The 13,606-nt window shown below is 31.3% G+C and carries 10 protein-coding genes; 3 read left to right on the top strand and 7 right to left on the bottom strand.

Going from position 1 to position 13,606, the window contains the following annotated elements:
- Positions 1-7: 7 nt before the first annotated feature.
- From Q0856_RS06705 to lysS, 3 genes are read right to left on the bottom strand one after another with little or no spacing between them, the layout of a single operon-like run.
- Positions 8-1,438, bottom strand: coding sequence for a DASS family sodium-coupled anion symporter (locus tag Q0856_RS06705; protein WP_298503640.1), 1,431 nt, complete (start codon positions 1,436-1,438; stop codon positions 8-10).
- 45 nt (positions 1,439-1,483) lie between these two features.
- Positions 1,484-2,878, bottom strand: coding sequence for a pentapeptide repeat-containing protein (locus Q0856_RS06700; RefSeq protein WP_298503639.1), 1,395 nt, complete (start codon positions 2,876-2,878; stop codon positions 1,484-1,486).
- A 60-nt stretch (positions 2,879-2,938) separates the two neighbouring features.
- Entirely contained in the window at positions 2,939-4,630 is a 1,692-nt protein-coding gene (gene lysS, locus Q0856_RS06695) for a lysine--tRNA ligase (protein WP_298503638.1), read from the bottom strand.
- Between the two features lie 150 nt (positions 4,631-4,780).
- Here lysS and Q0856_RS06690 point away from each other — a divergent pair, with 150 nt between their 5' ends.
- Positions 4,781-4,936, top strand: a complete 156-nt coding sequence (locus Q0856_RS06690; protein WP_083467550.1) for a YqaE/Pmp3 family membrane protein — start codon at positions 4,781-4,783, stop codon at positions 4,934-4,936.
- Positions 4,937-4,990: 54 nt separating this feature from the next.
- On the top strand, positions 4,991-5,689 hold the full coding sequence (lipB, locus tag Q0856_RS06685) for a lipoyl(octanoyl) transferase LipB (protein WP_298503636.1): 699 nt from the start codon (positions 4,991-4,993) through the stop codon (positions 5,687-5,689).
- A gap of 108 nt (positions 5,690-5,797) precedes the next feature.
- Here lipB and Q0856_RS06680 read toward each other — a convergent pair whose 3' ends face one another.
- The 4 genes from Q0856_RS06680 to Q0856_RS06665 all read right to left on the bottom strand — a co-directional run bounded on the left by Q0856_RS06680 (position 5,798) and on the right by Q0856_RS06665 (position 11,049).
- Positions 5,798-6,493, bottom strand: a complete 696-nt coding sequence (locus Q0856_RS06680) for a hypothetical protein (RefSeq protein ID WP_298478245.1) — start codon at positions 6,491-6,493, stop codon at positions 5,798-5,800.
- A gap of 21 nt (positions 6,494-6,514) precedes the next feature.
- Positions 6,515-7,834, bottom strand: a complete 1,320-nt coding sequence (locus tag Q0856_RS06675; protein ID WP_298503633.1) for an OmpA family protein — start codon at positions 7,832-7,834, stop codon at positions 6,515-6,517.
- Positions 7,835-7,959: 125 nt separating this feature from the next.
- On the bottom strand, positions 7,960-10,422 hold the full coding sequence (locus Q0856_RS06670; protein ID WP_298503631.1) for a ribonuclease HII: 2,463 nt from the start codon (positions 10,420-10,422) through the stop codon (positions 7,960-7,962).
- 30 nt (positions 10,423-10,452) lie between these two features.
- A complete protein-coding gene (locus tag Q0856_RS06665; RefSeq protein WP_298503628.1) occupies positions 10,453-11,049 on the bottom strand; it encodes a ribonuclease HII in 597 nt (198 codons plus the stop codon).
- Positions 11,050-11,200: 151 nt separating this feature from the next.
- On the opposite strand from Q0856_RS06665, the gene Q0856_RS06660 reads away from it, so the two are divergent.
- On the top strand, positions 11,201-13,189 hold the full coding sequence (locus Q0856_RS06660) for a putative porin (RefSeq protein ID WP_298503626.1): 1,989 nt from the start codon (positions 11,201-11,203) through the stop codon (positions 13,187-13,189).
- The last annotated feature ends 417 nt before the right edge of the window (positions 13,190-13,606 follow it).

Here is a 13,606-nt window from a genome sequence, read left to right as displayed (position 1 = left end):
TTGTTTTTTAAAATAGTAGCGGAATAACAAATTGAAACATAATTATTAATAATGCTACAGCAATAAGGTTAAGGATAATCCCCACGCGTGCCATTTGGTGTACTTTAATATATCCGCTTGCAAAAACAATAGCATTGGGAGGGGTAGCCATAGGCAACATAAAAGCACAACTACTAGCCATAGTTACAGGGATTAGTAAATAAAGAATAGGAATTTCTAGACCAATAGCTATACCTGCAACCACCGGGGCTAAAACTGCGACTAAGGCTACGTTGCTCATAAGTTCTGTCATAAACAACATTAAGAAAATAAGCAGAGCAGCAGTTATAAAAATACTAATATCACTTGCGGCAATGGCATTTGCTACCAAATCTACAATACCGCTAACGGACATTCCTTTTGCTAAGGCCAAACCTCCTCCGAACAGTATTAAAATACCCCAAGCCAATTTGCTTGTATCTTGCCATTGAATAATGTAATCTCCTTTTTTTAAATTATAAGGAATAGTAAATAAAGATATTGCGGCTAGTATACTGATAATAGTATCGGATAACCCTAACTCCGGAAAAATACTATTTATAAGTGTACGGAATATCCAAAGGAAAACAGTTACACCAAAAATTACTAACACCATTTTTTCTTTTCCGGTTGTTGGTCCTAGTTTTTTAAGTTCCTCATGAATAATATCTTTAGAAGCGTTAAATTCTAAGCCTTTATTTGGAAACATCCACTTTACTAGAACAAAATAGCTAATGGCTATCATGGTAAAAGAAAAGGGAACCCCTATTACCATCCATTTTAAGAAAGATATTTCAATATTATATTGGTTTTCTAGTAAACCAATCATAACGGAGTTTGGTGGTGTACCTATAACGGTGGCTATCCCACCAGCATTGGCAGAAAATGCTATTCCAAGCATAACACTCAAAGCAAAGTTTTGGTCTTTTTTGGTAAAACCATTTTCATCATTTATTAGTAAACCTATAACTGACATGGCTATGGGTAGCATAACTACGGTGCTAGCGGTATTACTAATCCACATACTTAGTGTTGCTGTGGCAATCATAAAGCCAAGCACTACTTTATTGGGAGTAGTGCCTGTTATTTTTATAATGTTAAGTGCAATGCGTTTGTGCAGGTTTACTTTCTCTAATGCTAGAGCCATAATAAATCCTCCAAAAAACAAGAATACTATGGGGCTTCCATAGTTTGCTCCTACATCAGCAATAGGCATAATTTTTAAAAGGGGAAATAAGAGTAAAGGTAAAAGAGCAGTTACCGATATAGAAACTGCTTCTGTAATCCACCATACAACCATCCAAAGCGCTACAGCAATAACAGCATCTCCTTTATTAGATACTACTACAAAAGGTAAATTAATACAAAGAAGAAATAAGGTTGGTCCTAGAAAAAGTCCAATTTTTTTACTGAGGTTCATTATGACTATTTAATGTCCTCTAAACTATGCTTTTTATTGGATTTATTAAAGTTTAAATTTTCTAAAGGAAACTATAGTTTGATATATTCCATAGGTTACAAAAATTTTGCCAATTAAAAAGGGAATATATAGATACCATTTACTTAAACCATTTTCTATAGGTGAAGAGTATGAGGGAACTAAAAATTTGAAATAACCTATTAAAAAAACGTTTAGACTTTCACAGTTAATAATAAAAGGTTGTGTAAAATTTTCAAAAGAAAAATAAATAGAGTAAAAAACTAAGCCAACAATGATTGTAAATGTAATGCCTTGAAGCCAATTAAGACCATGATTTGATGATTTTGAATTTAACCACAAAACAAATTTATCTTTCCAATCTTTTTTATTTAACTCTCTATTTAAGGCATCTAGTTCGAATGCTTTAAAATTATTATAATCTATTTTGTTTTCTGTTTTCTGTAGTTGAAGTTTAATAATTCTTAAAGTTTTTCTAGTACAATTTTTGAGATTGTTAATTTTAATACCATCAAAAAAAGCAGGTTTTTGAAAGACGATTCTTTCAAAAGTGATGTTATCGAACTCAGTTTCTTCAAAAGATACTAGGTTATCAAAAAGAACATTTTTTATTATTAGACTTTTAAATTTAGAATAGCTAAAATTTATGTTTTTGTAGATAGTACATCCTGAAAAATCTGCTATCGTATTCTCAATATTTTGACAAGAAATGAAATGTGCGTCATTATTAAAGATGCTACCATTAAAATAGGCACTATTTCCGAAATTGGTTTCATTAAAATAAGATTTACCGAACGTACAATTTTCAAAATTTAAATGACCTTTATTATTAGTTAAAACCATTCCGTCGAAGTTGACTTCTTCTGAAAACTTAGTTTCAGAGAAGTCAGCTTTATTAAAAGAAGACTTTTTGAAAAATGCAAAAGAAGAGGCCTTCGTAGGGACAGTTGTATTCTTTTTTATATCATTATTAGTAAATATAAATTCACCTGAATGATGATTTATCTTAGAAATATTAATTTGGTCAATGGATTTATTATTGGTGATAATTATATCTCCTTCTAATTTATAACGACAATCATGTGTATTTTTGAAATAAAGTTCTTCTATACGAATAGATTTAGTTATTTCTAATGTTTTGATTTTTTTTGTATTAATAAACTTTAAAGCTTTAAAATAGCAGTTATTGAATTTTACATCACAATTGAAAACACATTCTCTAAAATATACTATTAGTTTTGAGCCATTATTTTTGTAAAAAACAAATTCTTTTCCATCAAATTGACAATTGGTAAAAATAATTGAATTTTTATTAGATATATGCCAATTTTCTACAATACAATTGTTAACGTCTATAGTTTTGTTTTCTATATTAATCTCATTAGTATCTATACGTTCGGTAAATATTTTTTCTAAATTCATTTATTTTATAATAAAAAAAGGAGCTAGCATAGCTCCTTCGAATATATAAAAAAATGTAATTTATTCTTGCAAAAGGCAAAGAAGAGATTCTCCTTCTTTAACAACTTTCACCAACCCATGTTTGGTAAGTCCTTTAATACCTTTGTCCCAAGCTTTATTACTTAAATCTGCTGCAGATTTTAAATTTGCAAGCGGCATTTGTTTTTCTTTTTTAAGAATCTCGAAAATAATTTTTTCGTTATCATTTAATTCCACCGCTTTTTTCTCTGGACGCATTTGCGGGAAGAATAATACTTCTTGTATCGAAGAATTATTAGTCATTAACATCACTAAACGATCTATACCTATACCAATACCAGAAGTGGGGGGCATACCATATTCTAAGGCACGTAAAAAATCTTGGTCTATAAACATAGCCTCGTCGTCTCCTTTTTCGGACAACCTTAATTGTTCTTCAAAACGTTCGCGTTGGTCTATAGGGTCGTTTAACTCTGAATAGCAATTGGCTAGTTCTTTACCATTTACCATAAGCTCAAAACGCTCTGTTAATGCAGGGTTGTCTCTATGTTCTTTAGTTAACGGACTCATCTCTTTAGGATAGTCCGTAATAAAAGTGGGTTGTATATAGTGGTGTTCACATTTTTCACCAAAAATTTCATCAATTAATTTTCCAACTCCCATAGAGTCGTCAACTTCCAGACCTAATTTTTTAGCCACTTCTATTAGTTCTTTTTGATCCATTCCAGCGACATCAAAACCTGTGTGAGTTTTTATACCTTCTAAAATAGGTACTCTTGCGTACGGCGCTTTAAATTCTATTTCATTTTCTCCTACAGTAACTTTACTAGTTCCGTTGGAGTCTATTGCAATTTTTTCTAATAGTTCTTCCGTAGTATTCATCATCCAATGGTAATCTTTGTAGGCAACATACAATTCCATTACTGTAAATTCTGGATTATGCGTACGATCCATACCCTCGTTTCTAAAATCTTTAGAAAACTCATAAACACCATCGAAACCTCCAACAATAAGTCTTTTTAAATACAACTCATTCGCTATTCTTAAATACAAAGGAATGTTTAATGCATTATGATGTGTTAAAAACGGACGTGCAGATGCACCTCCAGGAATAGGTTGTAATATTGGTGTTTCTACTTCTAAATACCCACGGTCATTATAAAACTGACGAATCGTGTTTGTTATTTTGGTACGCTTTACAAAAGTTTCTTTTACAGACGGATTTACAATTAAATCTACATAACGTTGTCTGTAACGTAATTCAGGGTCATTAAACTCATCATAAATATTCCCCTCTGCATCTTTTTTAGGTAAAGGAAGTGGCCTTAGAGTTTTACAAAGAATAGTAAAGTTTTTTACCATCACGGTTTTTTCACCAACCTGTGTTGTAAAAAGCTCCCCTTCGATACCAATAATATCTCCTATATCTAAAAGCTTTTTATAAACCTCATTATATTGCGTTTTGTCTTCACCTGGGCAAATTTCATCTCTATTAAAATAGATTTGTATACGCCCTTCGCTATCTTGAAGCTCCGCAAAGGAAGCTTTACCTTGTATTCTTCGAGACATTAATCGTCCAGAAATAACAACTTTTTTCCCTTCTTCGTAATTCTCCTTACTACTTTTTGAGGTAGCATCTACAGGGTATAAAGCCGCAGGATAAGGATCTATTCCTAAATCTCGTAAGCGGGCTAATTTATCTCGTCTTATTACTTCTTGTTCCGAAAGTTGCATATCTAAATAATTAAGGCTGCAAATATAGGTAGTCTAGGCTAATCTATCAATTTTGCAAAAAGAGAATGTTGTTAGAAAGTAGCCTACTTTGTAACAATTAAAGGAAATAAGCGTCAAATAAGTACATCAATCAAATTAAATCAAAATAGAATGAGTTTTTTACGTGTATTATTGGCCATTATTTTTCCACCGCTCTCGGTAATAGGAAAAGGTTGTGGTTCTTTTTTAATTGTTCTGTTGCTCACCTTTTGCGGTTGGGTGCCAGGAGTAATTGCTGCTTTGGTAATTTTAAATAATCCTAACTAAACTTAGAAACTAGTATTAATAATTGTTTCTTAGCAGCTTTGTATCTTTGTAGTAATGAATAAAGAGGTTATTTTACAAGATTTAGGGCTAAAGGATTATAAAGAGACTTGGGAGTACCAAGAGCAAATTTTTAAAGAAACTTTAGATATTAAAATTAAGAATAGGAGAGAGGATGCCCAATTGGTAACCCCTAATCATTTTCTTTTTGTAGAACACCCGCATGTATATACTTTAGGTAAAAGCGGAGATATGCAAAACTTGCTTGTAGATGAAAAGCAACTTAAAGAAAAAAATGCTACTTTTTATAAAATTAATAGAGGTGGAGATATAACCTACCATGGCCCAGGACAAATAGTGGGCTACCCCATTTTAGATTTAGATAATTTTTTTACAGACATACATAAATATCTGCGTTTATTAGAGGAAATGGTAATTTTAACCTTGCATGAATATGGGTTAAAAGCAGAACGTTCTAAGGGAGAAACTGGAGTTTGGTTAGATGTAGGAACACCTTTTGCGCGTAAAATATGTGCAATGGGCGTACGTGCTAGCCGTTGGGTAACTATGCATGGTTTTGCTTTAAATGTAAATACAGATTTAGGCTATTTTGATTTAATGATTCCTTGTGGAATAAAAGATAAAGCAGTTACTTCTTTAAATGTAGAATTAGGACAAAAAGAAGTTTCTATGGAAGAGGTAAAAGAAAAACTCCTAAAACATTTTAAGGTTTTGTTTGAAGCGGAGCTAAAATAAATATCATTTCGAGAAACAAAGTAATCTTTGAATAATGGACAGTTAAAAAAAGATGACTTTGAATCTCAAAACAATGACTTGTAATCTATTAAAGATACTATTTTTTATTTAATTACTGAATTTGGTCAGTACAGTTTTACTTATTAAATCACCATTCTTTTTATAGGTTTCTTGCTTTACCATACCCACACCTTCTGCTAGCCATAATTTAGAAGACATTTCTATAGTAGCTCCCATGGTTTTAGAAGTAGTATTCTCTGATACTACATAACAAGTATACGTTCCTGCAACTGTGGTTACACTTTCTTTAGCTAGAACCTTACGATTAGTCATATCCACAGATACAGACATGTTCATACCACTCATATTCATATTAATAGTAACATTGGCGTCTTTAAGTTCTTTACCAACTTCTAGATTATTAGGAACTTCAATATCATTCCCTGATATTTCCATTTTCATTCCCATGCTTTCATACTGTTTCATCATAGCCGCAGGGAATAAAGACTTATAGTCAATGCTTACCATATTATTCTCGCAAGTATAGGTGTAGCTTGTGTTATAATTTTCCTTTCCTTTTTTATCGCTTAAAGTTAAATTTAAAGTTGCTTTTGTAGCAGCACCTTCCGAGGAAACAGAGGAGGTATTGTAGGTGGTAATTCCTTCTACTTTTCCTTTTTTGTTATAATTAGTATACTCAAAAGAAGAGCCCTCTTTCATGGGGTAATATTTACTGCAGCCATCTTGGGCGCATAATCCTATACTAAAAAGAGAACAAATTAAAAGGGTTACTATATTTTTCATTTTGGTACGTTTAGTTGTTTATTATTGCTTTATAAATTCTACTCTTCTGTTTTGGGCTTTGCCGGGATTAGTTGCATTGTCACCTACTGGTTCAGAAGCTCCTTTTCCTTCTGTAGTTAACCTATTAGGTGTAATACTGTAAATATTCACTAGAGCATTTTTTATGGCTTCTGCTCGTTTTTTAGATAGTTTTAAGTTGTTTTCCGCATTTCCATCAGAATCGGTATGACCAACAATTTTTAAATTTAAATTGTTTTCTTGTGCCATTACCTGATATATTTGACGAATTATCCCCATAGACTGTGGTTGTATAGTAGCAGAGCCACTATCAAACAAAATACCATTGGTTGATATTTTTCCTTCTGCAATTAGTTTTCTTCGTAAATCTACACCACCTTCTGCAATTTTTAAGTTTCTAATAAAAACTTTATCCACGCCATCTCTAAAATTAAACGGAGAAAACTTAACAGATGTAATATTTGTATTTGGTAGTAATCTTGGAATATCTACATACTTAGTTTCATTAATCCATAAGCGAACACGCTGTTTATTAATTGCCATAGAAATATGAGACTCCTTTTGTATGGTTTTACGAATATCCATATCTAATGAATTTCGCATGGTTCTTTTTCCATTGCTCCAGGATTCTATAACCATTCCTATATCTATAAACTGGCACATTGGAATTTCTATTATAGCCGTATTTTTTTTAGTGGTAAAACCGTTATTATCATCTAAATAAATGCCAAAAGTAGTGGTAGAAGATGTTTTGTTATCTAATCCCGTTGTTAAAAAATCAAATTCAATAGTAAACTCTTCTGGTAAATCTGGAGTATCTGGAATATAGTATGTGCCGCGCCCAGATTTTAGTTCCATCCATTTATCACGATTTTCTCCCATAGTAACCACTTCTCCACTACCATTACTATTCCACTTTGCAGGAAAATCACCAGGAAAATCATTGGCTAAATCATCATACAAAAGCACCTTGTCTCCTGGGACAAAATCAAACTTTCTATATACTTCAATGGCCGAGTCAGAAGAAGAACTTTGGATGCTAATTTCAGAAGAATTTTCAGAGGAGGCATCTTGGTTTGTTTTCGTTTGTTTTTTCTTCTTTGGAGCTTTCTTTTTCTTAGTTCCAGGTTCAAAAATACTATCTAATGCTTGGTCTGTTTTTTGTTCAGTTTCTTTTTCTATTCTTTTTTCTACAGCTCTTTCAGCAGCTTTTTCTGCTCTCTTTCCTAACTTCTTTAAAAACTGAGCTTGAGCGTTTATAGAGAATAAACATATACTTAGTATAGTAAGAATAAGTTTTAAGAGACTTTTTGTTGTTTTCATCTGTGTTGTTTACTTATTAATAGCAAACAAAATACAAAGGTTAACATTAAAAAAATACTTTTATTTGCTCGCGGAAGACTATCTTGTGTTTCTGGTAATAAAATATGTATAATTGGTAGAATAAATCAATGAATTTTATACACCACAATAGAATTGTCATTGTCTTTAGTGACCAATTCAGGCTTTTTATCACCATCCATATCTATTAAATCTATGGCACTTGTTCCAAAAATAGGAAAATTAGGAAGTAGGTTTGCTTGGCTATCGAACAAGTAAATGTTTTGGTTTTGAATATCCGTTACTCCAATATACATTTTGTTATGAATCAGAAATATTTGAGGTTTATTATAAACTCCTAAATCTAATTCCACCTTTTTACCTTTAATGCTAATGGTGTTATCATTCATATAAACCAAAGTTCTAGAAGTTGTAACTAAACCATGATCTTTAACAAGAGATAATGCTGTTTTAGAGTCCTTACCTTCTGTATTTATTTGGTGTAAGTTTCCGTCCATATCGGAAAGATTAAAGCGGTCTTTGTAAACATAAATCTCATTTTCAGAAAAAGCTATTTTGTTTTTCACTTTCACACGATCTTTACCAACTCTATTTACTATTTTAAGATTTCCGTTTTCCAATTTAAAAACGAGGTAATCTTTGTTTTTTATAACAAAATGTTTAGGTGCTGCTATTATGTTTTCTTTAGTTTTTGTTAATTTAAAACCCTTGACAATTTCTCCTTTAGAATTATACATAAAAATCTTTTTTCCTTGCGTAACTAGGAAACGATATTCTTTTTTCTTCTCATAGTCAAAAACAGCTAAAGGATTAAGATTACCACCATCAAAACTCATCGAAAAAGGAGCAACTTCTTTCCCATTTCTGTCTAAAATCATAAATTGATTGGTAGTGGTAAAAGCTAATTGTAAACGACCATTTTTATAGAGGTCTACTTGGCGTACTTTCCCTTGAATAGGGTTTTGTAGTTCTTTTTTCCATATAACAAGACCTGTGTCAGAAATTAGATAAAGTACATTGTTAATATCCTGTACCAAAATTTCTTTCTTTTTGGTAACATGGTTCGTTACAAATTGAGGTTTACTGGTAATCTCATTATCTAATTGAAGAGAAAATAGGGGGGATACAATACTAGTATTCTCTTCTTTTTTTATCGGAAGTATGTTCAAGTTAGTATGATGAAAATTTGCATCAACAGCAGTTTGAAGTACAAAAGCATATTTCGAAAAGTCAGACTTTTTAAAATCCTTATAAACAGTTTCAGTGGCATGTTTTTTAAGAATATGTTCTAAATTTTTTGCGCCAGACAAATATAAAGTTGAAGATTCTTCTGCTAAAATGGTGTTGCTAGAAGAAAAAAGTGCGGTTTTATTAAAAGTGGCTCCATTTTTATAATTGTTAATGATGGTTTGTATAAGATCTTTGTTCGGAGCAAATACAAAGGCATTTTCTATGATAGAACAAAAAATAGCTTTGTATTCCTTTACAACAGGAGAAAGAGCATTGTTTAATAGGGTAGAATTGCTAAGTTCTAAAATCTCACTTCCTTGATAGTCGTAAGATTCTTTTTTGTTTGCATTTAAGTAATCATAAATATTTTCTGCACCATAAGTATTTATTAAAATAGCCTTTTGATTGTTGATGTGAATGTATCCAATTTCTTCGACTGTATTAAACAAAGAATCCATTGGGGATGAGCGATCAAGAAAATTCTGTTGATTTTTGGCGAATGCAGAATAATCATCAAAAGTGTAAGATTGTATAGCATCAGAATGTAAAGGAGCTAATTCCGAAGTCCTATTATTTATAGGATTAGTGTTCTTAAAAAGATTAAGGTAATTTGGAACAGAATCGCTAGTAATACTTATTCCATTAAAATTTAGACTATTGGCACTTAGTTTTAAATCTAAAGAAACCCAATCTGCAAATTGCGCAATTTTTAAGGAAGATTCCTTTTTTAATAAAGGGTTAATAATAGAACTAGCTTTTTTTAAATTTATAAATATGCTAGCAGATTTATTAGCATTAGACATAGTGTAAAGCCTATGCAAAATAGGGTTTGTATTTGTTTTTTTTTGGTTCCTAATTAGGTTTTCTATCAATACTTCCGAAGAACTTAAGAAGGAACTGTTATTTGTATGATATAGATAGTAGGATGCGTCAGCAATGGTTATCTTTTTTATTTCTTGATTTTCATATGCTATGGTTTCTGTTCTATGTGTTATGGCACTATCTATAACCACTATATTTTTTTGAGGAGATGTAATATAGGTAAACTCAAATTTTTCTTTACCTAATTCAGAAAAGCATAATAAGCCTTTATTATTTTCTTTAAGATGTTTTAGAAGGGCAATTTTAGAAACTATATTTTCATAATTTCCCCAAGGCTTAATTTTAGAAATTATGGTATTTCTGTTTAACTGATTTTTTAAAGAATCTAGATTGTTTATTCTAATGACAAAAGCAGTATTTTCTGGAACATAATGAACTAAAGAGCTCGATGTTTTAGTGTCCGTAGTACAACTGTAAACTAGTACAACCAGAAGTGCAATTAATATTTTAAATTTCATTAGAAGTGCTTTATAGCAAAGTTAAAATTTTTAAGGTTTTAGCGTATCCTGTTCTGGTAATTGTCTAAAACTTTTTCTGTGGTATTTCGTAATACCATATTGTCGTATTGCTTCTCTGTGCTCTTTTGTGGGATAGCCTTTGTTCTTCTTCCAGTTATACATTGGGAATTCTTCATGGATTTTATCCATATAATCATCTCTATAGGTTTTCGCTAGAACGGATGCAGCGGCAATACGCATATACTTACTATCTCCTTTAATAATGCACTCGTGGCTAAAATGTTTGTATTGCTTAAATTTATTACCATCCACTATAATAAATTCAGAAAGTGTTTGTAGTTGGTCAATAGATTTGTGCATGGCCAGTATAGAGGCATTTAATATATTTATTTCATCAATTTTTTCAGGAAAAACATGCGCAACAGCATAGGATATACAGGAAGACTCAATAACAGGGCGCAATTTCACGCGCTTTTTTTCGGATAATTGTTTAGAATCATTTAAAATAGAATTAGAAAACCCCATAGGAAGTACTATGGCTGCAGCAGTTACAGGGCCAGCTAAACATCCTCTTCCGGCTTCGTCTGTTCCTATTTCATCGTGAAATTTATAAATATTAGTAAGCAAAAGAAGTTGATTGAGTTTAGCGTTAAACAGTACTAAAATACTAACAAGAGGGGGAATTTTAAAGCGTAAATAAGAATAATTTTAATATGAGTTAAAACTTTCACATTTCATTAGGAACAAAAAAATTAACTTTGCAATTGTAAGTTATACTATGAAATATTTCCTTCTTTTCTTTTTAGTTTGTTCTTTTTCTATAGTTTCTGCTCAGAAAGATTCTATTCCGTTTTTAAAACAAAACGACACTGTACTTAAAAAAATAGGGCTAAAGCCTAAAGGCGTAAAGTCATCAAAAAAAGGCGATACACTCGGTGTTACCATAAAAGATTATAAAATTATTACGCATGCAAGAGACACCACTTATTTAGATACAACATTAACCATTAAGAAAGAATATAGATATAATTACTTAAGGAAAGATGATTTTGAGTTAATGCCTTTTGCAAATGTTGGTCAACCCTATAATAAATTAGGAGTTAATTTTAATAGAGCAACACTATATCCAGGTCTAGGTGCAAAAGCAAAACATTTTAATTATGCGGAAGTAGAAGATATAAAATACTACAATGTAGCTACTCCAATGACCGATTTATTTTTTAAAACCACTTTTGAACAAGGGCAGTTATTAGATGCTATGCTTACTTTTAATACCTCTAGAAGATTAAATTTTTCTATTGGTTTTAAGGGTTTTAGATCTTTAGGTAAATACCAGATAAACCAAGCAGAGTCGGGTAATTTTAAAATGACAACAAATTATACTTCCCCAAACTATCGTTATTTTTTAAGAGCGCATATAGCAGCGCAGGATATTAAAACAGAAGAAAATGGAGGGCTTTCAAATGCGGAATTGCAATTTGAATCAAGAGACCCCAATTTTAGGGATCGGGGAAGATTAGATGTCATGTTTACTAATGCAAATAATAAAGTATTGGGGAAACGCTATTACTTAGATCATAAATATAAGTTATTAAGAAAAAGGAAAGATTCTAGTAGAATAGAAAAAACATCTTTGGCGATAGGGCATCAATTTAATTACGAAACAAAGTATTATCAATTTGCACAAGTAGCGAAAAATGATTTTTTTGGAGATGCAGTGTTACCTGGGATTGATGATAAGGCAAGTCTTAAAACAATGTACAATGAAGCTAATGTGCAGTTTTATAATGCTACATTGGGGATGTTGCAAGGAAATATAAGCCTTTATAATTATAACTATTATTTTAATAGCTTGTTTATCACAGATGCGCAAACAATACCCTATCAATTAAAAGGAGAGGAAATTAGTTTGGGAGGTACTTATCAAAAAGAGATAGGAGGTTTTAATGTTGATGCCGATATAAAGTATACATTAATAGGAGATTTAACAGGCCAAAGTATTAATGCTTCCGCAGGTTATAGCTTTGATTCAAATAATAAAATAAATTTTGGATTTCATTCTTCCTCTAGAATGCCGGATTATAATTTTTTATTATACCAAAGTGAGTATATTAATTACAATTGGCTTAATACAGATTTTAAAAAAGAAAGAGTTAATAATCTAAACTTTAAATTTACCTCTAAAAAATGGGGAAATGTTGAAGCGGATATTACAACCGTAGGTAACTATACCTTCTTTAAAGTAGACCCAGATGCGGAATTTGTTGAAGGAGCTGAAAACGCAAACATAAGACCCTTTCAAGAAGACAAAAGTGTAAATCATTTAAAAATTAAATACAGTAAGGAAATTAAAGTAGGGAAGTTTGCTCTTAATAATACCTTAATGTATCAGAACGTAGCTCAATCTAATGATGTCCTAAATGTCCCCAGCTTAGTAACTAGGAATACCATATACTTTTCTTCCGACGTTTTTGAAAAAGCAATGTTTATACAAACTGGAGTTACATTTAAATACTTTAGTTCTTATAATATGGACGCTTATAATCCGCTTATGGGGGAATTTTATATTCAGAACAACGAAGAATTTGGAGCATATCCATTGTTAGATTTTTTCATAAATGCAAAGGTGCAGCAAACGAGAATTTATCTAAAAGCGGAACATTTTAATTCTTTATTTAGTAAGACCAATAATTTTTATGCAGCTCCTAACTATCCGTACAGAGATTTTGTTATTCGTTTTGGGTTAGTTTGGAACTTCTTTTCTTAGTACTCGGAACGTATTTACTTACTTTTTTAATGCTGAGAAAGTTTCTTTTTGTGGTACTAAAAGAGTTTCGTGTAATGTTCTTAAAAATGAGAAAAAAAACGATTGTTTTTTTCAGGGTCTAAGTATCTGTTTTACAGTCTTTTTTGAAGGGGTGAAAAAAAACTTCAAAATAAATTTAAAAAAGGCATTGCAGGAAAGAAAAAGAGGCGTACATTTGCAGCCCGCAAAACACTAAGCGAATTAGTTGAATGGCGAGACAATAAGCTAGCTTTGGTTAGTGTATTAGAGTTCATTGAAATATTGTAAAGACAAGCGTAAGAATGTTGTTAGGAAACGAAGGCATTTGAACATAAAGAATTTTTAAATCGAGAGACGGGATTGAGACTTGTTTAGTTGTTGTTGCTTAACATATTTAAA

The organism is uncultured Maribacter sp., assembly GCF_947496775.1.
Taxonomy (GTDB): domain Bacteria; phylum Bacteroidota; class Bacteroidia; order Flavobacteriales; family Flavobacteriaceae; genus Maribacter_B.
The sequence above is the reverse complement of the archived record's forward strand: the minus strand, read 5'-3'. Positions and strand labels throughout refer to the sequence as shown.